General features: G+C 62.9%; 22 protein-coding genes. 18 read left to right on the plus strand and 4 right to left on the minus strand.

Features of this window, described 5'->3' with window-relative positions:
• Window positions 1-16: 16 nt before the first annotated feature.
• The 4 genes from AC0GNO_RS03520 to AC0GNO_RS03535 all read left to right on the plus strand — a co-directional run bounded on the left by AC0GNO_RS03520 (window position 17) and on the right by AC0GNO_RS03535 (window position 3,436).
• Window positions 17-718, plus strand: a complete 702-nt coding sequence (locus tag AC0GNO_RS03520; RefSeq protein ID WP_472902956.1) for an ABC transporter permease — start codon at window positions 17-19, stop codon at window positions 716-718.
• Window positions 718-1,434 carry an ABC transporter permease gene (locus AC0GNO_RS03525; RefSeq protein ID WP_472889252.1) on the plus strand — a complete coding sequence of 239 codons (717 nt, stop codon included), beginning with the start codon at window positions 718-720 and terminating at the stop codon, window positions 1,432-1,434. Before AC0GNO_RS03520 ends, AC0GNO_RS03525 begins: the two co-directional genes overlap by 1 nt.
• 95 nt (window positions 1,435-1,529) lie before the next feature.
• Complete coding sequence (locus AC0GNO_RS03530) at window positions 1,530-2,651, plus strand: succinylglutamate desuccinylase/aspartoacylase family protein (RefSeq protein ID WP_472902957.1); 1,122 nt, start codon at window positions 1,530-1,532, stop codon at window positions 2,649-2,651.
• A 17-nt stretch (window positions 2,652-2,668) separates the two neighbouring features.
• Entirely contained in the window at window positions 2,669-3,436 is a 768-nt protein-coding gene (locus tag AC0GNO_RS03535; RefSeq protein WP_472902958.1) for an ABC transporter ATP-binding protein, read from the plus strand.
• Between the two features lie 108 nt (window positions 3,437-3,544).
• On the opposite strand, the gene AC0GNO_RS03540 is transcribed toward AC0GNO_RS03535, so the two are convergent.
• The 3 genes from AC0GNO_RS03540 to merR form a co-directional block, all read right to left on the minus strand.
• Window positions 3,545-5,764 (minus strand): penicillin acylase family protein, encoded by a 2,220-nt coding sequence (locus AC0GNO_RS03540; RefSeq protein WP_472902959.1) that lies wholly within the window; start codon window positions 5,762-5,764, stop codon window positions 3,545-3,547.
• An 83-nt stretch (window positions 5,765-5,847) separates the two neighbouring features.
• The gene (locus AC0GNO_RS03545) at window positions 5,848-6,909 is read right to left on the minus strand and encodes a DNA-binding protein (protein WP_472902960.1); all 1,062 of its coding nucleotides are present in this window, start codon (window positions 6,907-6,909) and stop codon (window positions 5,848-5,850) included.
• Window positions 6,910-7,169: 260 nt separating this feature from the next.
• The gene (gene merR, locus AC0GNO_RS03550; RefSeq protein WP_472902961.1) at window positions 7,170-7,604 is read right to left on the minus strand and encodes an Hg(II)-responsive transcriptional regulator; all 435 of its coding nucleotides are present in this window, start codon (window positions 7,602-7,604) and stop codon (window positions 7,170-7,172) included.
• A gap of 71 nt (window positions 7,605-7,675) precedes the next feature.
• Here merR and merT point away from each other — a divergent pair, with 71 nt between their 5' ends.
• The 10 genes from merT to AC0GNO_RS03600 are packed head-to-tail and all read left to right on the plus strand — an operon-like array spanning window position 7,676 to window position 16,295.
• Window positions 7,676-8,026, plus strand: coding sequence for a mercuric ion transporter MerT (gene merT / locus AC0GNO_RS03555; RefSeq protein WP_472902962.1), 351 nt, complete (start codon window positions 7,676-7,678; stop codon window positions 8,024-8,026).
• 15 nt (window positions 8,027-8,041) lie between these two features.
• Window positions 8,042-8,317, plus strand: a complete 276-nt coding sequence (gene merP, locus AC0GNO_RS03560) for a mercury resistance system periplasmic binding protein MerP (protein ID WP_472902963.1) — start codon at window positions 8,042-8,044, stop codon at window positions 8,315-8,317.
• Between the two features lie 2 nt (window positions 8,318-8,319).
• On the plus strand, window positions 8,320-8,565 hold the full coding sequence (gene merF, locus AC0GNO_RS03565) for a mercury resistance system transport protein MerF (protein WP_472902964.1): 246 nt from the start codon (window positions 8,320-8,322) through the stop codon (window positions 8,563-8,565).
• Window positions 8,562-10,208 carry a mercury(II) reductase gene (gene merA / locus AC0GNO_RS03570; RefSeq protein WP_472902965.1) on the plus strand — a complete coding sequence of 549 codons (1,647 nt, stop codon included), beginning with the start codon at window positions 8,562-8,564 and terminating at the stop codon, window positions 10,206-10,208. Before merF ends, merA begins: the two co-directional genes overlap by 4 nt.
• 17 nt (window positions 10,209-10,225) lie before the next feature.
• A complete protein-coding gene (gene merD / locus AC0GNO_RS03575) occupies window positions 10,226-10,591 on the plus strand; it encodes a mercury resistance co-regulator MerD (RefSeq protein ID WP_472902966.1) in 366 nt (121 codons plus the stop codon).
• Complete coding sequence (gene merE / locus AC0GNO_RS03580) at window positions 10,588-10,824, plus strand: broad-spectrum mercury transporter MerE (RefSeq protein WP_472902967.1); 237 nt, start codon at window positions 10,588-10,590, stop codon at window positions 10,822-10,824. The genes merD and merE overlap by 4 nt, the downstream gene beginning before the upstream one ends.
• On the plus strand, window positions 10,821-11,675 hold the full coding sequence (locus AC0GNO_RS03585; RefSeq protein ID WP_472902968.1) for a patatin-like phospholipase family protein: 855 nt from the start codon (window positions 10,821-10,823) through the stop codon (window positions 11,673-11,675). The genes merE and AC0GNO_RS03585 overlap by 4 nt, the downstream gene beginning before the upstream one ends.
• On the plus strand, window positions 11,672-11,881 hold the full coding sequence (locus AC0GNO_RS03590) for a DUF3330 domain-containing protein (protein WP_472902969.1): 210 nt from the start codon (window positions 11,672-11,674) through the stop codon (window positions 11,879-11,881). The genes AC0GNO_RS03585 and AC0GNO_RS03590 overlap by 4 nt, the downstream gene beginning before the upstream one ends.
• A gap of 40 nt (window positions 11,882-11,921) precedes the next feature.
• On the plus strand, window positions 11,922-13,247 hold the full coding sequence (locus AC0GNO_RS03595) for a site-specific integrase (protein WP_472902970.1): 1,326 nt from the start codon (window positions 11,922-11,924) through the stop codon (window positions 13,245-13,247).
• 54 nt (window positions 13,248-13,301) lie between these two features.
• Window positions 13,302-16,295 (plus strand): Tn3 family transposase, encoded by a 2,994-nt coding sequence (locus tag AC0GNO_RS03600; RefSeq protein ID WP_472902971.1) that lies wholly within the window; start codon window positions 13,302-13,304, stop codon window positions 16,293-16,295.
• A gap of 2 nt (window positions 16,296-16,297) precedes the next feature.
• Here AC0GNO_RS03600 and AC0GNO_RS03605 read toward each other — a convergent pair whose 3' ends face one another.
• On the minus strand, window positions 16,298-16,753 hold the full coding sequence (locus AC0GNO_RS03605) for a DeoR/GlpR family DNA-binding transcription regulator (protein ID WP_472902972.1): 456 nt from the start codon (window positions 16,751-16,753) through the stop codon (window positions 16,298-16,300).
• Between the two features lie 116 nt (window positions 16,754-16,869).
• Here AC0GNO_RS03605 and AC0GNO_RS03610 point away from each other — a divergent pair, with 116 nt between their 5' ends.
• The 4 genes from AC0GNO_RS03610 to AC0GNO_RS03625 all read left to right on the plus strand — a co-directional run.
• Window positions 16,870-17,583 (plus strand): HAD family hydrolase, encoded by a 714-nt coding sequence (locus AC0GNO_RS03610; protein WP_017405786.1) that lies wholly within the window; start codon window positions 16,870-16,872, stop codon window positions 17,581-17,583.
• Complete coding sequence (locus tag AC0GNO_RS03615; RefSeq protein WP_017405785.1) at window positions 17,576-18,718, plus strand: ABC transporter ATP-binding protein; 1,143 nt, start codon at window positions 17,576-17,578, stop codon at window positions 18,716-18,718. The genes AC0GNO_RS03610 and AC0GNO_RS03615 overlap by 8 nt, the downstream gene beginning before the upstream one ends.
• 9 nt (window positions 18,719-18,727) lie before the next feature.
• Window positions 18,728-19,600 carry a carbohydrate ABC transporter permease gene (locus tag AC0GNO_RS03620; RefSeq protein WP_026062490.1) on the plus strand — a complete coding sequence of 291 codons (873 nt, stop codon included), beginning with the start codon at window positions 18,728-18,730 and terminating at the stop codon, window positions 19,598-19,600.
• A partial coding sequence (locus tag AC0GNO_RS03625; protein WP_472902973.1) for a carbohydrate ABC transporter permease occupies window positions 19,597-20,230 on the plus strand: 634 nt, incomplete at its 3' end. The genes AC0GNO_RS03620 and AC0GNO_RS03625, both read left to right, overlap by 4 nt.

The raw sequence follows: 20,230 nt of genomic DNA on the forward strand, positions 1-20,230 counted from the left end.
CGAAGGGCCTGATCCGATGACGACCTACTTTCTCAACATCCTTCAAGGACTGTTGGTCACCCTCGGTGTGTCCTTGGGCGCGCTCATCGTGGCCGCCCTGCTGGGTCTGGCCGGTGCGGCAGCCAAGCTGTCGCACCACAAAGGGCTCAACTGGGTGGGCGACATCTATTCCACCGTGATCCGGGGTGTCCCGGATCTGGTGTGGATGCTCTTGCTGTACTACGGCGGACAGATTCTGGTCAACGACATCGCGGAAGCGCTGGGCTTTCGCAGCGGTCCGCAGATCAACCCGTTTGTGGCGGGTGTGCTGACCATCGGTTTTGTGTATGGCGCCTACATGACGGAAACCTTCCGTGGCGCGATCATGAGTGTGCCCAAGGGCCAGTCGGAAGCCGGTTGGGCTTTTGGCATGAGCCGGTTCTACACGTTTCGGCGCATGGTGCTCCCGCAAATGGTGCGCTTTGCCCTGCCCAGCTTCACCAACAACTGGCTGGTGCTGTTGAAAGCCACCGCGCTGGTCTCGGTGATTGGACTGGCCGACATCACCAACCTGGCCAAACAGGCGGGCGCCGCGGCGCGTGGCCAGATCCCGGGCGCCGCCATCATCTTCATGGCCTTTGCCGGCCTGCTCTACCTGTTGATTTCCAGCATCAGCCTGCTGCTGCTGCGCCGGGCAGAAAAACGCTATTCGGTCGGCGTCAAGCGGGGAAATTTCTGATGGACAAGTTTGCCATCATCTTCCAGCCGCAAAACCTGCAGCTCTACTGGACCGGCCTGATTGCCACCATGGAGTTGCTCGGGGTCAGCCTGATCGCGGGCGCCCTGCTGACGCTGCCGCTCACGCTGATGCGCGTGTCGCGCAACCGCTGGGTGTCTTGGCCGGTCTGGCTGTTCACCTACGTGGTGCGCGGCACGCCGCTTCTGATCCAGGTCTATTTCATCTACTACGGCATCGCGCAGCTGGAGTGGGTGCAAGGCCTGTGGGACACCCACTGGCCTTTCACCTGGTTCAAGGACCCCTTCTTCTGCGCGGTGCTGGCGTTCACGCTCAACACCTGTGCCTACACCGTAGAAATGCTGGCCGGAGCCATCAAGGAAACCCCGGCGGGCGAAATCGAGGCGGCCCAGGCGGCGGGCTTCGGCAAATGGAACATGATGTTCCGCCTGATCCTGCCCAGCGCCATGCGCCGCACCCTGCCCGGCTATTCCAACGAAGTGGTCATGATGCTGCACGCGACTTCGCTGGCCAGCGTGGTGCCCGCGTTGTACGACCTGACCAATGCGGCTTACGCCATCTACAAGACCTATTACCTGGCGTTCCAGCCGTTCATCTTCGTCGCTGTCCTGTATTTCATGCTGACCTTCGCGCTGGTGTATGTGTTCCGGCTGCTGGAGCGCCGCTTTCTTGCCTATCTGCGCCCCATTGCCCACTGACACGACCACCGTTCCTGGGGTAGCCTCATACCTGTCGTCGGGCATAGCCTGGTCAAGGCCCGCCCCCCGCGTGTTGGTGCTCCAGGAACGTCGCTATGCAACAGATCAACCACCCCCTCCTCTCGCCCGCACTGGGCACCCAGCGCCACCTGAGCAGCTGGCATTTCGGGCAGCCGGGCCTGGGTCCCAAGGTTTATGTGCAGGCGAGCCTGCACGCGGATGAACTGCCAGGCATGCTGGTCGCCCACCATTTGCGCGGACTGCTGGAGACCGCTGAGTGCGACGGACAGCTGCTGGGCGAAGTCGTGCTGGTGCCGTTCGCCAACCCGATCGGCCTGGACCAGACCACCATGCACCACCAGCTCGGGCGCTTCGAGCTGGCCAGTATGGAGAACTTCAACCGCAACTACCCGGACTTTTTCGCCCTGGTGAGGGACGAACTGGGCGACCAACTGGGTTCGAACGACGAGCAGAACAAGCGCCTGATCCGCGATGCCATGCGCCGCGCCCTGGACGCCCAGAAGCCACAAACGGAATTGCAAAGCCTGCGCCAGACATTGATGCAGTTGTCCCACGACGCCGACATCGTGCTCGACCTGCACTGCGATTACGAAGCGGTGCTGCACCTCTACGCGGAGCAGCCCATGCTCGACCAGATCGAACCGCTGGCGCGTTTCCTGGGGGCGCGGGCGCTTCTGTGGGCCAGGGGTTCCGGGCCATCGATCTCGTTTGATGAGGCGCTTTCGGGGCCCTGGTGGCGTCTGCGCGAGCACTTTGCCGACCGGTTTCCAGTGCCTCTGGCCTGCGCCAGCACCACGGTGGAGCTTCGCGGCCAGACCGATGTGTCCGAGCTGCTGGCGCACCAGGACGCGCAGGCGATTTTTCACTACCTGCAACATGTCGGCGTGCTGGGTGGCACCGTACCCGAGCTCCCACCAGCCCTGTGCGACGCCACGCCGCTGGCCGGCACGGAGTCGCTGCATGCGCCTCATCCGGGTGTGATCGCGTTTGTTGCCCAGGTGGGTGACGTGGTCCAGGCCGGGCAGACGTTGGCCCATGTGATCGACCCGCTCACGCCGCGCACCACACCCATCCAGAGTTCGATCGACGGCGTGGTGTACGCCCGCCACAACCTGCGCTGGGCCACCAGCGGCATGGAAATCTGCCGTGTCGCCGGAGCCACCCCGATCCGTTCCGGCAACCTGCTCAGCCCTTGAATCTTTCCTGTGAACCCATGACCACCAAACTCGAAGCCATCGACATCCGCAAGAGCTACGGCAGCAACGAAGTGCTCAAGGGTGTTTCGGTCACCGCCCACGCGGGCGACGTGATCAGCATCATCGGTTCCTCGGGGTCGGGCAAATCGACCTTCTTGCGCTGCATGAACCTGCTGGAGCGCCCCCAGCACGGCCGGATCATCGTGGCCGGGGAAGAGCTCAAGCTGGTGACGGCCAAAGACGGCATGCTCAAGGCAGCGGACGAAAAACAGCTGCAGCGCGCAAGGTCCCGGCTCGCCATGGTGTTCCAGCATTTCAACCTCTGGTCGCACCTGACGGTGCTCGAAAACATCATTGAGGCGCCGATGCATGTGCTCGGCCAGAGCAAGGACGAAGCCGTGACCGCGGCCCGCAAGTACCTGGAAAAGGTGGGGCTGCGCGGCGTGGAAGACAAGTACCCGGCGCACATGTCCGGCGGCCAGCAGCAGCGGGTGGCGATTGCCCGGGCGCTGGCGGTGGAGCCCGAGGTGATGCTGTTCGACGAACCCACCAGCGCACTCGACCCCGAACTGGTCGGCGAAGTGCTGCGTGTGATGAAGCTGCTGGCCGAAGAAGGCCGCACCATGCTGGTGGTGACACACGAGATGGGCTTTGCCCGTGAGGTGTCGAACCACCTGATCTTTCTGCACAAAGGCTGCATCGAGGAACAGGGCGTGCCGGCCGAAGTGCTGGCCCGGCCCAAGAGCGAGCGGCTGGCGCAGTTCCTCTCCGGCAACCTCAAATAAGCCAGGCAAGCGACAAAACAGCGGGGGGCTTTCCCCGCTGTTGACCGGCTACCGGCCAGCCACCTCCTTTTGTTGGAACACAGGCCCAGCCCGATCCTGCAACAGCCGTCAGGGCACGAGTTGCAGGCTGCTGACCCAGCGCTCAGGCTCCATCTGCAAGGGGCGGTATTGCACCGCTCCCCAGGTTTCACTCATGTCACGGTAACGGCCTGAAAACACGTTGCCGCTCTGCCCTGTCTGGTAGACGAACACCGACTTGTCCAGATCGGCCAGGTCGTAGACCGCGCGCAGGCTGGCCGCATGGCGGTTGGCAAAGGGTGCGTCGGCCTTGTCCAGGTGGTATTGGCCCACGTTGAGGGTGAACGGATCGCCCCCGGTGGGCGTGCGGACCTCAAACAGCGGCGCCAGGGCGCCCACGTTGCTGAACGGCCGGTGGATCGAGATCGCCGGGTGTGCGGCTCCCCAGCGCCAGGCCGCCACATCCGGCCCCTGCATTGCCGACAGCCGGTCCAGCGCACGACCGAGGGCGGCGCTGCTGGCCGCTGCACAGCCAGCCGCCCCGCACCAGCCGGCATCGTCGCGCTCCAGCAGATCTTCGACCGCGTTGCGAAACAGCCGTTTGCCGTAAATCGCCTCGAAGCGCTCCTTGCCCAGCCGGCCACCAATGACCCCGCGCGTGAATTCATCGATCCACGCGGTGTAGACCAGCGGCGCCGCCCTGTCGGCGCGCATGCCTCCGTCAAAACCTTTCAGGGCATCCTGCGCCGCAGCGGCCAGCGGGTGGGTGGAAGCGGTTTTCTGCAGGAACGGCAGCAGCCGCAAGGTGGCGGCCGATTGCTGGTCGGCGTGCATGGCCTGGAAACTGGCCATGTCGTGCTTCGGTGTCTGCGCCAGCAAGGTCTCGATGCGTTCCTGGCGGTAGGGCGCGGCCCAGTCCTGGGTGAGAAAGTGCGGGTAGTCCGGGCCGTGGATGCGCTGGTTGGCGGTCGCGATCCAGCCCTTGCCGCCATCGTCCTGTGGCGTCTGCTCATAGGGCAGCCAGCCCGCCCAGTCGTAGCGAGCCTCCCAGCCCGGCGCGGGTGCGACGCCTCGGATATCGTTGCCTGGCTGACGCAGGGGAATCTTGCCCACCGCCTTGAAGGCGATGCGTCCGCTGCGATCGGCCACCACGACGTTCTGCATCGGTGCGTGAAAGTCGCGGTAGGCCTCCAGCAGGTCGGCCACGGAACCCGCGCGGTTCGAAGCCAGTGTGGCCTGCACGTTGAGGTTGTCGGCATCGAGCGCGGTCCAGCGCAGCGCCAGGGCGTAGCGCCCGGTGTCGATCAGCGCCTGGGTACGACCGGGCACATCGCTGATCACTGGGCCGTGGCGCGTGCGGCGCACGGTGTGCAACACGTCGGCCTGACCCTTGACACGGATGGTCTCCACACGGGTCTCAAAATCGGCCCAGGCACTGCCCTGCTCCGCCGGCACGCGGTATTGCGCCGGGTTTCCGGGGTTGATCTGTTCCAGGTACAGGTCCTGCACGTCGGGCCCCGTGTTGGTGAAACCCCAGGCCACCTCGCGCGTGCGGCCCAGCACCACGAAGGGTGTGCCGGGCAGCGTGGCGCCCATGACGTCCATGCCCTTGAGCCCGTTCGCATCGGGCGCCTGCAGCCGCGCGAAATACCAGATGGCCGGTGCGCTCAGGCCGAGATGGGGATCGTTGGCCAGCAGAGGTTGCCCGCTGACGCTGCGCGTTCCAGCCACCACCCAGTTGTTGGAGCCCTTGCCTTCGATGTTGCCGAGTTCGTGGGCCCAGTCGCGCAGGTCCTGCCCGATGCGGGCGGCGAACGTGGTCACGTCGGGTTGTGCCCCGGAGGTCGCCAGTGGCTGGGGCCGGTAGACCCCGAGTTCGCGGTAGAGCCGGGCCAGGTCGGCGCTCGCCGCCGGCGGTTCGCCCGGATAGGGTGGAAACAGTTCCCACAGCTGGGGCGTGTCCAGCACCTGCAAGGCAGTCAGGCGAGCGATTTCGTTGCCCCAGTTGCCCCCCAGGTCCAGCGCCATCATGATCGACCAGGCCACGCTGTCCACCGGCTCCCAGTAGCGACCGGCGGCCGCCTCGTCGCGCGGGTTGACCCCCAGGATCTGGAACTCCGGCGAAAGCGCCTGCTTGCCTTGCGCGTAAAACGCGTTCACCCCGTCGCTGTAGGCCTGCAGGGCCTGGCGGGCCTCGTCGGTCAGACCGGCCAGCTGCGCGCGGGCGGCCGCGTGGATGCCCAGGCTGCGCATGAGTCGGTCGGTGTCCAGCGTGGCGGGGCCAAATGCTTCCGAGAGCGTGCCGCGCATGATGAGGGTCGGCAGGGATTCATGTAAAAAACCGCAGAAACAGGCTTAAGTCCCTGTCACAGTTGGTTTTTTCTCATTCCTCTTCACCGATTTTTCGACCCCTTCAATGGGTCCTTTGCGGCCGCATCAGGACTGGGCACCGTAGCGCTGAAACGCTCCAGCATGCTGGCCACGACCTGCTCTTGCGCCGTGACGGATGACTTGGCTGCTACCAGCGCCAGTTCCAGCTGTTGCTTTGCTGTAGTCAGCTCGTTGAGCCTGGCCTGCAACTGATCATTCGAGGCGTTGAGCTGGTGGATGGCCGCCTCCTGCTCAACCAAGCGCCGACCCAACTCCTCGGTGCGCCGTTGCGCAAACCCAAGTTCATCCTTGAGCGGCCGCAGGCTCCGCACCTCTTCTTGGATCTGGTGCAGATCGCCTTGGGCACGCGACAAATCGCCCAACAAGCGCGCGTTTTCTTGAAGGGTCTGGACGGTTTGCTGCTGCTTGGTTGCCAAGGCTTCGTTCACGGTGCGCAACTCAGCCTGCAGGTACTGCACCTGTTGCTCATGCTTGCGCTGATCCTGATCGCGTTGCTCTTTCGTCGATTCTCGGAAATGCTCCAGCGCCTGGCGGGCATGCTGGTGTTTTTCTTCCAGCGACTGGCGATGGCCTTCTTCGGCCGCGATGCGCTCCTGCAGATCAACCACCTGTTGCGAGAGCTGCGTGCCCTCCAAGGTCTTGCCGCGCAGTGTCTCGCTGGTTTTTGCATGCGCGGATTTTTCATCAGCCAATGCCCGCTGGGTTTGTTCCAGTTGCTGGCGCGTGGCCTGCGCCTCGGTTTTCAGGGTCGACGCGGCTTGTTGATGTGCGGCGAGCTGCTCGGCGTGCCTGGATTGCATCGCGGTGACCCGCTCTTCCGCTTCCTCGTTGACCCGGGCGGCCAGGCGGCCCACCAGATCCTGGATCGCCTCGCTGACGGCCACCCGGGTGCCGGTGGCCCCGCCTTCCTCTTCCTCAATCTCCTTCAGGTAGCGATGGATCGTGCTCTTGGAGCCGGTGCCCAGCTCTTCACGCACCGCATCAATGGATGGATTGCGCCCCGTGGCCAGCAATTTATCGCGGGCGCGTAGCACTTCCGACTTGTAGATCCCGGCCCTGGCCATGGCTCACCTCTTTATTTCGTACTGTAGTATGTACCATGATATTACATACTATTATGGCGGTCAATAAATTCAGAATTTTCCAATATCTCACATTGGGTAATGGTGGATTATTCAATGTGAGGCTGGTTTTAGGCAGGTCATGGGCATTCAACAGGCTCATGCCCCAGAACCCAGGCGCTGAAAAAATGCGCCCGAGGGGTTGGCTGTGCTGCGGGGGATGGCCTCATGGAGCCGTCACAGATAACGGAAAAAAAAGCACGCTAAGGCATGGCCGTCTCTGCTAGACCTGCTCCGTCCTGCAACGATGCAATCAGCGGGCACGAAACGTTCCCCTGCCGCGAATGGCAGGCGCACACCAGGTCAGATAAAACGGCCTCCATGCGCGCCAAATCGGCCATCTTCTCGCGCACGTCTTGGAGCTTGTGTTCGGCCAGACTGCTGGCTTCCTCACAGTGGGTGCCATCGTCGAGCCGCAGCAGTTCGGCGATTTCATCCAGACTGAAGCCCAACCGCTGGGCCGATTTCACGAAGCGCACCCGCGTTACATCCGCCTCGCCATAGCGGCGAATGCTGCCGTAGGGCTTCTCCGGTTCCGGTAGCAGGCCCTTGCGCTGATAGAACCGGATGGTCTCCACATTGACCCCGGCCGCCTTGGCAAAAACGCCGATGGTCAGATTCTCAAAATTGTTTTGCATATCGCTTGACTCCGTACACAACTACGGAAGTAAGCTTAAGCCATACCAACCAAATTTGAAAGAACAAGCGTATGTCTGAAGCACAAAACGGGCGCGGCGCGCTCTTCGCCGGCGGTCTGGCCGCTCTGCTCGCATCCACCTGCTGCCTCGGCCCGCTGGTGTTGATCAGCCTGGGTTTTAGCGGCGCATGGATCGGCAACCTGGCGGTGCTGGAACCCTATCGCCCCTTCTTTATCGGTGCAGCGCTGGTCGCGCTGTACTTTGCTTGGCGGCGCATCTACCGCCCGGCGCAAGCCTGCAAACCGGGTGAGGTCTGCGCGATTCCCCAAGTGCGAGCGACTTACAAGCTCATTTTCTGGGTCGTGGCCGCGCTGGTTCTGGTCGCACTCGGATTTCCCTACGTCATGCCATTTTTCTATTGATCACAGGAGTTCACCATGAAAAAGCTGTTTGCCTCCCTCGCGCTCGCCGCCGTCATTGCCCCCGTGTGGGCCGCTACCCAGACCGTCACGCTGTCTGTGCCGGGTATGACCTGCGCCGCATGCCCGATCACCGTCAAGAAAGCGATTTCCAAGGTCGAAGGCGTCAGCAAGGTTGACGTGACCTTTGAGAAACGAGAGGCCGTCGTCACCTTCGATGACATCAAGACCAGCGTGCAGAAGTTGACCAAGGCTACCGAGGACGCGGGCTACCCATCTTCGGTGAAGAACTGATCATGAAAGATCCCAAGACACTTCTGCGCGTCGGCGTCATTGGCACGGCTCTCGTGGCACTGTGTTGTTTCACACCGGTGCTTTTCATTCTCCTCGGCGTGGTCGGTTTGTCCGCGCTGACCGGCTATCTGGACTATGTGCTGCTGCCTGCGTTGGCGATTTTCATCGGCTTGACCATCTACGCCATCCAGCGAAAACGCCAAGCTGATGCCTGCTGCACCCCGAAATTCAACGGAGTAAAAAAATGACCGAAGTCACCGTGAATGGCATGACCTGCACAACCTGCGCTACCCATGTCCAAGATGCTTTGGAAAAGATACCTGGCGTGAAATCCGCCGTGGTGTCTTATCCCGAAAGCCGAGCACAGGTGATGGCGGACACCGCCGTGAGTCACGACCAAATTCTGGCCACCATCGCCGCATTGGGCTATCAAGGCTTGATCCGGGTTGGTGACTTCAAAGATGAAGAAAAAATCCGTGACGTACTGGCAGGCGCCGGTTTGCATATCGCCATCATTGGCAGCGGCGGAGCCGCCATGGCGGCAGCGCTGAAGGCCGTCGAGCAAGGGGCGCAGGTCACACTGATTGAGCGCGGCACCATCGGCGGCACCTGCGTGAATGTCGGCTGCGTGCCGTCCAAGATCATGATCCGTGCCGCCCACGTCGCCCACTTGCGCCGCGAAAGCCCGTTCGATGGCGGCATGCCGCCCACACCGCCGACGATCTTGCGCGATCGGCTGCTGGCCCAGCAGCAGGCCCGCGTCGATGAACTGCGTCACGCCAAATACGAAGGCATCCTGGAGGGCAACCCGGCCATCACCGTGCTGCACGGCACCGCCCGCTTCAAGGACGGCCACAGCCTGGTCGTGCAGCTCAACGACGGCGGCGAGCGCGTGGTGGCGTTCGACCGCTGCCTGATCGCCACCGGTGCGAGTCCGGCCGTGCCGCCAATTCCCGGCTTGAAAGACACGCCCTACTGGACTTCCACCGAAGCCCTGGTCAGCGAAACGCTCCCCGAGCGCCTGGCCGTGATCGGCTCATCGGTGGTGGCGCTGGAACTGGCGCAAGCCTTCGCCCGACTCGGCAGCAAAGTGACGATCCTGGCGCGCAGCACGCTGTTCTTCCGCGAAGACCCGGCCATCGGCGAAGCCGTCACGGCCGCGTTTCGCATGGAGGGCATCGAGGTACTGGATCACACGCAGGCCAGCCAGGTCACTCATGAAGGCGGCGAATTCGTGCTCACGACGGCACACGGCGAGTTGCGCGCCGACCGGCTTCTGGTCGCCACCGGTCGCGCGCCCAACACGCGCAGCCTGAATCTGGAAGCGGCGGGCATCACGCTCAATCCGCAAGGCGCTATCGTCATCGACTCCGGCATGCGGTCCAGCGTGGAACACATCTACGCCGCTGGCGACTGCACCGACCAGCCGCAGTTCGTCTATGTCGCGGCAGCGGCCGGCACTCGTGCGGCCATCAACATGACCGGCGGCGACGCGGCCCTGAACCTGACGGCGATGCCGGCGGTGGTGTTCACCGACCCGCAAGTGGCCACCGTGGGCTACTGCGAGGCGGAAGCGCACCACGACGGCATCGAAACCGACAGCCGCACGCTGACGCTGGACAACGTGCCGCGCGCGCTGGCCAACTTCGATACGCGCGGCTTCATCAAGCTGGTAGCCGAAGTGGGCAGCGGGCGCTTGATCGGCGTGCAGGCGGTTGCGCCGGAAGCGGGCGAACTGATCCAGACGGCGGCGCTGGCCATTCGCAACCGCATGACGGTGCAGGAACTGGCCGACCAGTTGTTCCCCTACCTTACGATGGTCGAAGGACTGAAACTCACGGCGCAGACCTTCAACAAGGATGTGAAGCAGCTTTCCTGCTGCGCCGGGTGAGAAAAAGGAGGTGTTCGATGAACGCCTACACGGTGTCCCGGCTGGCCCTTGATGCCGGGGTGAGCGTGCATATCGTGCGCGACTACCTGCTGCGCGGACTGCTGCGGCCGGTGGCCTGCACCCCAGGCGGCTACGGCCTGTTCGACGAGGCAGCCTTGCAGCGTCTGTGCTTCGTGCGGGCGGCGTTCGAGGCGGGCATCGGCCTCGATGCGCTGGTTCGGTTGTGCCGGGCACTCGATACGGCGCACGGCGACCAGGCCGCAGCGCAGCTTGCCGTGCTGCGCCAGTTCGTTGAACGCCGGCGCGAGGCGCTGGCCGATCTGGATGTGCAGTTGGCCTCCCTGCCGACCGAGCCAGCACAACACGTGGAGAGTCTGTCATGAACAACCCCGAGCACTTGCCCACCGAAACACCCAAGCCGTTCACCGGCTATCTGTGGGGCGCGCTGGCCGTGCTCACTTGTCCCTGCCATTTACCGATTCTTGCCATTGTGCTGGCCGGCACAACGGCTGGTGCGTTCATCGGGGAGCACTGGGGCATCGCAGCCCTTGCGCTGACTGGCTTGTTCGTCCTTTCCGTCATGCGGCTGCTACGAGCCTTCAGGGAACGATCGTGAAAACCGAGGCTGCGGCACACACGGCACTTGTCTTGTGTGGAGGCGGCGCGCGAGGCGCGATGCAAGTCGGCTTCTATCAAGCAATCGTCGAACTGGGGGTGTCGTTCGATCTGGTAATTGGAAGTTCCGTGGGAGCCTTGAACGGCGCCCTGATCTCAGCCGAGATGCCACCAACTGAGCTGGCGAAACTATGGCGAGGCCTGAAAAAACCCGATGTGCTCGCGTGGAACTGGCGAGCCTTGCGAGGCGAAACAGGGGGGCTATATACATTCACCCCGCTGCGACGTCTTCTCCATGAGGTACTCCCCATCAGATGCTTCGAGGAACTCAAGCATTCGCTGATCATCACGACCACCAATTTGCAGACTGGCCAGTCTTGTTATCACGAGCGGCAAGGCGATCTGATCGACCCAGTGATTGCCAGCATGAGCCTGCCCGGCGCTTTCCCACCCGTCTGGATTGCCGGGCACCAGCATGTGGACGGTGGTGTCGCCGACAACGTGCCGTTCGACAAGGCACTGGATTGCGGTGCGCGAGAGCTACTGATGATCTCTTGCACTTGTTGTCCATGGCGTTCAACTGCACTGGCCTCACCGCTGAAGATACTGCTGCGAAGCTTCATGATTGCCCTGGATACCAAGTACCAGTGCAGCTTGCAACAGCACAGGTCGCGCGACATCCGGATACAGCTTGTACGCCCGAATTTTTCACAATCGGTCGGCTTGCTCGACTTCGATCATGCCGACGCGCTGATCGAAGTGGGATACAGGGAAACTCTTGCCACATTCAGCAACCTGCGTTCGAACTGTATGCACCCTGCATCACCACCTTTACAAGGAGTACCGTCATGAGCGAGCCATCCAACGATCTTGTCTCTTGCTGCGCGTGCTGCAAGGACATCCCTCTCGATGCCGCCTTCACGCCTGAAGGGGCAGAGTATGTGGAGCACTTCTGCGGACTGGAGTGTTATCAGCGATTCCTGGCGCGGGGCAAGGCCGCGACCGAAACCAAAACCGAACCGAGCGCTTGCGATTCTCCGCCGTGTAGTTGGAGTTGACCCGGTTCGGCTGCCACGGTGATCCCTGCACAATGGAGTCATGAGCCGGGTTGACCACTACATTGAGGCCGCTGAACGCGACAACACCCGCCGCAGCTACGCCGCCGCCATTCGCCATTTCGAAGTGGAATGGAAAGGCCTGCTGCCAACAACCGCAGATGCGACCTCTCGTTACTTGGCCGATCATGCGTCCACACTGGCCATCAGCACCCTTCGGCAGCGACTCGCAGCCCTGTCCCGCTGGCACGTCGATCATGGTTTTGCAGACCCGACCAAGGCAATCTTGGTTCGTCAGGTTCTCAAAGGCATCCGCTCCGTCCACTCCGTTGCAGAAAAGCGCGCACGACCCCTTGAGATCGATGTCGTCCAGCAGATCGATCAATGGCTGGAGTTGGCCATCGGCAATGCAGAACGCTGCGATGACCGATCGGCGCTGCTTCGCCACACCCGCAACCGCAGTCTGCTGCTGCTGGGATTTTGGCGGGGGTTCCGATCCGACGAGTTGGTCAACCTGCGAGTGGAGAACGTGGAGGTCTCGCCTGGCGAAGGGCTGTCGTGCTACCTGAGTCGCAGCAAGGGCGATCGGCAGATGCAGGGCCGCGTCTACAAATGTCCGGCGCTGTCCCGCCTCTGTCCGGTGACGGCCTTCAATGCCTGGGTCAGCCTGGCCGGCCTGACACAAGGCCCGGTGTTTCGCAAGATCGACCGCTGGGGGCGAATCGGTCAAGAAGGGCTGCATGCCAACAGCCTGATCCCGTTGTTGCGCAGCCTCTTGACCGAAGCCGGGGTCGCCGCTTCCGAGACCTACAGCAGCCACTCCATGCGCCGCGGATTTGCCGGATGGGCACGTGCCAGCGGTTGGGACGTCAAGGAACTCATGGAGTATGTGGGCTGGAAGGATGTCAAATCGGCCATGCGCTATCTGGATGCCTCTGGCAGCACACTTCAGGCCCGGTTTGAGGAGGGTCTCGCAACACTGGCCCCAGCGGATCGGTCGCCATCGCCTTCGATGCACGCGCCGACCGGGCAGGGCAAGGAACAGGCCCAAGGGCCCCGTCTGCCTGAGCCCTCAACACCATCGGCAATCCTGCGCGTCACTGTGTCGCTGGCCCGGTTCAGCCCACAGTCGCGCGGTCTGGCGAAAGGCCGGCGGCTGATCGAGCAGACCTGCTTCGAGCGCTACGCCATGCAACGCTTGAACACCGAGGGCACACGGTACGAACTGACCGTGCCCTACGAATCCAGGGATTCACTGGAAGAGGAGATTGCCGCTTTACTCGATGACATGTACCGCATCGCTGAAGACAACCAGTGCTTGCTGGAGGCCACGTTTCACGAGCCGGCCACCGATGCGTATTGGGACTGAAGGGACGGGAATCATGGCGGATGGCGCGATGCACCAGCGGAGTAGGCCTCGCAAATGACGACTCTTCACGAGACGGCCTATCCCCATCTGAAGCCTGACCCCACTGAGCGGGAGCTGGCCGACCTCTACACACCCACCGAAGCAGAACGGGTGCTGGTGGCGGGAGTCGGCAAACGGCCGTTGCCTCGCGTGGCAGCATTGATTCATCTGAAGGTTTTCCAGCGCCTGGGGTATTTTCTGGCACTGGCCGATGTGCCGCAGGTGATCAGGGAACACGTTGCACAGCACGCGGGTGTTCCGCGGGCGCCGGCGCTGGCGGACCTCAAGCGCTTTGAGGCCTCGGGCTCGCGCATGGTGGTCTTCACAGCCTTGCGCCGCCACCTGAACGTCAAACCACTCAACCCGGCGGGGTACGCCTGGCTGGAGGTGGTGGCGGACACCGCGGCCGAGACGAAACACGCCGTGGCCGACATCATCAACGTGATGCTGGAGGAGTTGGTCCACCACCGCTACGAATTGCCCGCTTTCTCGACGCTGGATCGGATGGCGTTTCGTGCCCGAGAAAAGAGCAACAACCAGCATTTCTCCGCCATCGCCGGGCAACTGACGGTACAGACCAAGGCCTTGATCGATGGCTTGCTCAAGACGGTCACGGGCGAGTCGGCGTCCCCCTGGCAAATGCTCAAGCGCGAACCCAAGCGGCCCACCAACAAGGAAACGCGCACCTACATCCAGCACATCCGGCGTCTGCAGCACCTGGTCGAACTGCTGCCCAAGCCCGAGGTTCCGGTACCCAAGCTCAAGCAGTTCCGGCTCCTGGCGCGCGCGCTCAATGCCACCGAGATGGCCGAGCTCAAGCCACAAAAGCGATATGCGCTGGCGGTGATCTTCATCCGGGCGCAGCACGCCCAGTCGCTGGACGACGCTGCCGACCTGTTCATCCGCCTGATGCAGAACCTGGAGAACAATGCCCGGCAGAAACTGTTGTCCTTCCAGCAGGAGCGAGTCCACAAGACCGACATGCTGGTCGGGCAGCTCAAGGACATTCTGGGCGCCTACCAGTTGGATGGGACCGACACCCAGCGCGTCGAAGCCATCAGCACGACCCTGGTGGCCGAGGTGGACGAGCTGCTGAACGAATGCGAACAGCACCTGGCCTATGCCGGGCGCAACCACCTGCCGTTCCTGCTGCAGCCGTACAAGATGGTGCGAGCGCAGCTGCTCAACTGCATCGACATCGCGTCGCCCAAGGCCAGCAGCGAGGACCTGGTGGTGGAGCGGCTGATGGAAGCCCTCTCCAAACTGCGCGACAACCGCGCCGACACCGTGCCGCTGGACGTGCTGGGCCTGAGTGAAGACACGGATTTGCGCTGGATGTCGGCCCAGTGGAGAAAGCTTGTGCTGGTCAAACCGGCAGGCAAGGGCCGCGCGGAGTCCGTCCGCCGCCGGTATTTTGAGCTGGCCGTCATGCACGCCGTCAAGGACGATCTGAAGTCCGGAGACCTCTTCATCAAGTTCGGGGAGCGCTACGACGACTACCGCGAGCAGTTGGTCGACGACGAAACCTTTGAACGCGAGCTGGACGACTATGGGCAGGTCACGGGCATCGAGACGGAGCCCGGCGCCTTCGTGTCGAAGCTGAAAACGTCCATGGCGCTGCGAGCCACGGAAATCGATGCCGGTTTCCCGGAAAACGCCCATGCAGAAATCGTCGATGGGCGCCTGATCCTCAGAAAACCACCGCGCTCCGACATCGTCGAGGCGGCCGCGCGCATCGACGGCATGATCACCGAGCGGATGGAGGCGGCCAGCATCGTTGACGTGATGATCGACACCGAGCGGTGGCTGGACCTTCACAAGCTGTTTCGCCCACTCGCGGGGACCGACAGCCGCCTTGAGGACTTGCGCATGCGCGTGATCACGACCTTGTTCTGCTATGGCTGCAACCTGGGACCCGTTCAGACCGCCAAATCGATCAAAGGTCTGAGCCGGCGTCAGATTTCCTGGCTGAACCTGAAGTACGTTAGCGAGGAACTTCTGGACAAGGCCATCGTCAAGGTGATCAACGCCTACAACAAGTTCGAACTGCCCGGTTACTGGGGCACCGGCAAGCATGCGTCGGCCGATGGCACCAAGTGGAACCTGTACGAGCAAAACCTGCTGTCCGAGCACCACATCCGCTATGGCGGCTACGGCGGCATCGGCTACTACCATGTCTCCGACAAGTTCATCGCACTGTTCAGTCACTTCATTTCTTGTGGCACCTATGAGGGCATCCACATCCTGGATGGGCTGATGAGCAACGAGTCCGACATTCGGCCCGACACGATCCACGGTGACACGCAGGCACAGAGCTACCCGGTTTTTGCGCTGGCTCACTTGCTTGGCATCCAGCTCATGCCGCGCATCCGGGGCATTCAGGATCTGAAGTTCCATCGCCCGCAGGCGGGCGCTGTGTACCAGAACATCAATGCGCTGTTCAGCGACGTGATCGACTGGCAGTTGATTGAACTGCATTTGCCGGCGATGCTGCGGGTGGCTGTGTCCATCAAGACCGGGAAGATCACGCCATCGGCCATCCTGCGCCGGCTCGGCACCTACAGCCGCAAGAACAAGCTGTACTTCGCGTTCGTCGAACTCGGCAAAGTCATCCGGACCATGTTCCTGCTGAGCTACATCGGGGACGTCGGACTGCGCAAGGTGATCCACGCCGAAACCAACAAGAGCGAGCAGTTCAACGGCTTTGCCGGCTGGTCGTTTTTCGGGGGAGAGGGGATCATTGCCGAGAACATCCGGCACGAGCAGCGCAAGGTGATCAAGTACAACCACCTCGTGGCCAACATGATCATCCTGCACAACGTGGTGGGCATGACACGTGTACTGCGAGAGCTTCGCGACGAAGGCACCGAGATCACGCCGGAGATCCTGGGTGGCCTCGCGCCGTTCCGCACGGCCCACATCAATCGGTTTGGGGACTACACACTCGACTTCCGGCGGAAGATCGGACGACTGGATTTCGAGGCCACCATTATTCCAATGGAATCATAGGGTTAAGTTCGTTTCTGCGGTTTTTTACATGAATCCCTGCCGACCCTCAACTCCATCGCGACGGTGAGTCCGTTGGTCACGACGTGAAGATGGTGGTGACCTCGCAGCGCTTCCGCGAGGTGTCGGCAGGTGGTCCCACCGTTGACCAGGATGCAATCACCGTCCGACACGGATTGGGCTGCGAGTTCTGCGATGGCTCGTTTCTCGCGGTAGTTTTCCCTCTCCCGCTCCGCGTAGCTCACGCTCTCGTAACGCGCCCAACCCTCCGCATACACCTCGTTGCCGGGAATCGCCCCTCCTCGCGTGCGGGCCAGCACACCCCGCTCCTGCAATTCGATGAGGTCGCGCCGCACGGTGATGGGCGAGGTCTGAAAACGCTCAGCCAGCACGCTGACTTCGACGACGCCCCCTCCTTGCAACAGGGCGACGATTTCTTTCTGGCGAGCTGCTTTGAGCATCTGTTTTCTTGCATCTCAGGACGGTTGACGCGCGAGGTGTGCGCGTGATCGGTGCGGAAACTGTACCGCCCGTATTTGTCACGAGTTTGACTCATCATGTTCGTAACATCCAGTTCATGAACACTAACGATCAAATACGAACAGTCGTCTTTGATGTCGATGGAACCCTTTTCGACACCCTTCCCTCCCTCGCAGCGGCGGCCAATGAGGTACTTGTGCTGGCCGGATTGCAGGCCATCGAGCCGCAGCATCTTCGTCCGGCCTTGAGCCAGGGCATCACCGCCCTCTTCCAGAGCGCGCTCCGGCTTCAGACAGCGTCTGTGCCACTCGCGCTGGCCTCGCGCCTCGAGAAGGCCTTCCAGCAACGCTATGCATCGCACTGGCTGCACAAAGCGGTGGCATACGACGGTGCTCTCGAGCTTCTGTCGATGCTTCGTTCGCAGGGCATCGCCCTGGGGATCTGCACGAACCGCGATCAGGACTCGACACGCACGCTGCTGGACAAGGCAGCACTCACCGGCTTCTTCGATGTGATCGTCGGCCTGGGCGATGCCGAGCATCCCAAGCCGGACGCCGCGCCGTTGCACCTCGCACTCACCCAACTGGGCGCGACGCCGCAGACGGTTCTCTTCGTCGGGGACTCCGGCATCGACGCGGCATGTGCCCAGGCCGCCGGCGTACGGCTGGCGGCTCACCTGGGCGGCTACGCGGCCAACCCCGACGACTTGCGCCCGTACGTCGTCGCGTTTTCGGACTACGCGGAATTCCACAGCTGGATGGCCGCCCGGACATCGACTCAGTCAACGGCGGAGACGACTCACCATGTCTGACATCCAGATCTCGGGCCTGACCAAGCGCTTCGGCAGCGCTGCCGTTCTTCAGGAACTCGACCTGACCGTGCGCGACGGCGAATTCCTCACCCTGCTCGGCGCATCCGGTTGCGGCAAGTCCACCTTGCTGAAGCTGATCGCCGGCCTGGACACGCCCGACACGGGCACGATCCGCATGGGAGACCGCGACCTGCTCGCCCTGTCGCCCAGCGCGCGGGACTGCGCGATGGTGTTCCAGTCCTATGCGCTGTACCCCCACATGACAGTCCGCGAGAACATCTCGATGCCACTGGTGATGCGTGGCCTCGGATTCTGGGGTCGCCTGCCGGGGGCACGCCTGGTGTCCCCCGGGGTGCGGCGACGGCTCGCCGACATCCATGCCAGCGCGCAGGAGGTCGCACGACGACTCGCCATCGACGGATTGCTCGATCGCAAGCCGGCGCATCTCTCAGGCGGCCAGCGCCAACGCGTTGCCCTGGCGCGTGCGATGGTTCGCCACCCTTCCGTTTTCCTGTTCGACGAGCCCCTCTCGAACCTGGACGCCAACCTTCGGCATGCGCTGCGCGCCGAAATCCGCCAGCTTCACGACCAGTTGGGCGTGACGTTCATCTACGTCACCCACGATCAACATGAAGCGATGTCCATGTCGGACCGTGTCGCGGTCATGCGCGAAGGCCGCATCCTTCAGGTCGCGCCACCCGAAGATCTGTACATGCGACCCCGAAGCCTCGAAGTCGCGCGATTCGTCGGCGCGCCGCGGATCAACGTCGTGCCGGGCGAGATCCTCGCCAACGGCGAGATCCATTGCCTGGCGCAACGCATCGCGGCTACCCCGGGGAACAGCGGACCCTGCCATGTCGCCTTCCGGCCCCAGGCGGTCACCTTGGCGAGGGCGCCTGGCCTCACCGTGCGCGGCGTGGTCGGCCATGTGGAATATGCGGGCACCGAATTGATGGCCACGCTGACCCTGCCGAGCCAGGGCGAGGCCTGCATCGTGTGCCTCCCGGCCGGCACGGCTGCGCGCGCAGGGGCCGAGTTCGAGGTCACGGTCCCGTGGGAAGCGCTGCATGTCTTCGACGCAGGCGGTCAGCGCCTGTCGATCGATCGATGCGACGTCCTGGCCCGGGTTGCCTGAAAGCCGACGATGCGCATCCATCCCCTCTCCACAGCGTCGCTTCTCGCACCCGCGGGACTTCTTGCGACGGTTCTGCTGTTCATCCCCGTGCTGGCCGTCGTTCTGATGTCGCTGACCGATTGGCAGTTCGGCGCGACCACGCTGAACTGGGTCGGCCTGCAGAACTACGCCGAACTCTGGTCGGACGCGGTGTTCCGCAAGTCCGTCGCCAACACCCTCGTCTACCTTGTTCTCGTCACCGGGGGCTCGATCGTGCTGGGCCTGAGCCTCGCGCTGTTGATCGAGTCCGATCGGTCGGGACGCGGCTTCTACCGAACCGCCTTCTTCATGCCGGCCGCGTCGACGCTGATCGCCATGGCGGTCGTGTGGGAGTTCCTGCTGCATCCGAGCGCCGGGCTCGTGAATCACCTGCTGATGCAGGTCGGCCTCTCGCCCCAGAACTGGCTCAACGACCGGCGGCTCGCGCTGTACTCGCTCGCCGCGATCGGCATCTGGCAGATGTCGGGGCTGGCATTGGTGTTCTTCCTGGCCGGCTTGCAGGGCATTCCTCGCGACGTGCGCGATGCGGCAGAACTCGACGGCATCGAACGCCCCTTCGATCGCTTCCGCTTCGTCACCTGGCCGTTGCTGGGCCCCACCACCCTGTTCGTCATCACCGTGTGCGCCATCCGCGCCCTGCAGGTCTTCGACACCGTGCATGTGCTCACGAAGGGCGGGCCGAACAAGGCCACCGAGGTGCTGCTCCACACGATCTACACCGAAGGTTTCAGCTTCTTCCGCATGGGCTACGCCAGCGCCATGACGGTCGTCTTCATTGCAGGCATCTTCCTCTTGACCCAGATCCAGCACGCCGCGCTGGAGCGCCGGACGCACTACGCATGAAACGTCCTTCTCCTTCCTTTCGGATCCTTCGCCACGGGGTCCTGATGGCCGTGGCGCTCGTCTTCCTGATGCCCTTCATCTGGATGGTGCTGACCTCGCTCAAGCCCGCCGACGAAATCTTCGGCAGCGAGATCCATCTCTTTCCGACGCGCTTTGCCGCGGTCGAGAACTACACCCTGGCGCTGACCAAGGTCCCCTTGCTGCGCTACCTGTGGAACGGCGTTCTCGTCTGCGCGGGGATCCTGGTGCTTCAGATCCTGGTGGCGCTGCCTGCCGCCTACGCCTTCGCCAAGCTGTCGTTCCGCGGCAAGCCGTGGGCATGGCGCCTGGTGATGCTTGCGCTCATGGTGCCGTACCAGGCCACGGCCATCCCACTCTACGTGATGCTGTACCACGCAGGTCTGCTCGACACGATGGGCGCGCTGATCCTGCCTTTCAGCGTGTCGGCGTTCGGCATCTTCCTGATGCGGCAGTTCTTTCGCACCGTGCCCGACGACCTGATCCATGCCGCGCGGCTGGACGGCATGGGTGAGCTGGAGATCGTCTGGCGCGTGATGCTGCCCACGGCCATGCCTGCCTTGCTGGCGTTCTCGATCTTCTCGGTGGTCTGGCATTGGAACGACTACTTCT

This window comes from Hydrogenophaga sp. L310, from assembly GCF_055703065.1.

Bases quoted from the DNA above. Each gene is read 5' to 3' on its own strand.
- AC0GNO_RS03520 (WP_472902956.1), top strand. From the start codon at position 17: ATGACGACCTACTTTCTCAACATCCTTCAAGGACTGTTGGTCACCCTC.
- AC0GNO_RS03525 (WP_472889252.1), top strand. From the start codon at position 718: ATGGACAAGTTTGCCATCATCTTCCAGCCGCAAAACCTGCAGCTCTAC.
- AC0GNO_RS03530 (WP_472902957.1), top strand. From the start codon at position 1,530: ATGCAACAGATCAACCACCCCCTCCTCTCGCCCGCACTGGGCACCCAG.
- AC0GNO_RS03535 (WP_472902958.1), top strand. From the start codon at position 2,669: ATGACCACCAAACTCGAAGCCATCGACATCCGCAAGAGCTACGGCAGC.
- AC0GNO_RS03540 (WP_472902959.1), bottom strand. From the start codon at position 5,764: ATGCGCGGCACGCTCTCGGAAGCATTTGGCCCCGCCACGCTGGACACC.
- AC0GNO_RS03545 (WP_472902960.1), bottom strand. From the start codon at position 6,909: ATGGCCAGGGCCGGGATCTACAAGTCGGAAGTGCTACGCGCCCGCGAT.
- merR (WP_472902961.1), bottom strand. From the start codon at position 7,604: ATGCAAAACAATTTTGAGAATCTGACCATCGGCGTTTTTGCCAAGGCG.
- merT (WP_472902962.1), top strand. From the start codon at position 7,676: ATGTCTGAAGCACAAAACGGGCGCGGCGCGCTCTTCGCCGGCGGTCTG.
- merP (WP_472902963.1), top strand. From the start codon at position 8,042: ATGAAAAAGCTGTTTGCCTCCCTCGCGCTCGCCGCCGTCATTGCCCCC.
- merF (WP_472902964.1), top strand. From the start codon at position 8,320: ATGAAAGATCCCAAGACACTTCTGCGCGTCGGCGTCATTGGCACGGCT.
- merA (WP_472902965.1), top strand. From the start codon at position 8,562: ATGACCGAAGTCACCGTGAATGGCATGACCTGCACAACCTGCGCTACC.
- merD (WP_472902966.1), top strand. From the start codon at position 10,226: ATGAACGCCTACACGGTGTCCCGGCTGGCCCTTGATGCCGGGGTGAGC.
- merE (WP_472902967.1), top strand. From the start codon at position 10,588: ATGAACAACCCCGAGCACTTGCCCACCGAAACACCCAAGCCGTTCACC.
- AC0GNO_RS03590 (WP_472902969.1), top strand. From the start codon at position 11,672: ATGAGCGAGCCATCCAACGATCTTGTCTCTTGCTGCGCGTGCTGCAAG.
- AC0GNO_RS03595 (WP_472902970.1), top strand. From the start codon at position 11,922: ATGAGCCGGGTTGACCACTACATTGAGGCCGCTGAACGCGACAACACC.
- AC0GNO_RS03600 (WP_472902971.1), top strand. From the start codon at position 13,302: ATGACGACTCTTCACGAGACGGCCTATCCCCATCTGAAGCCTGACCCC.
- AC0GNO_RS03605 (WP_472902972.1), bottom strand. From the start codon at position 16,753: ATGCTCAAAGCAGCTCGCCAGAAAGAAATCGTCGCCCTGTTGCAAGGA.
- AC0GNO_RS03610 (WP_017405786.1), top strand. From the start codon at position 16,870: ATGAACACTAACGATCAAATACGAACAGTCGTCTTTGATGTCGATGGA.
- AC0GNO_RS03615 (WP_017405785.1), top strand. From the start codon at position 17,576: ATGTCTGACATCCAGATCTCGGGCCTGACCAAGCGCTTCGGCAGCGCT.
- AC0GNO_RS03620 (WP_026062490.1), top strand. From the start codon at position 18,728: ATGCGCATCCATCCCCTCTCCACAGCGTCGCTTCTCGCACCCGCGGGA.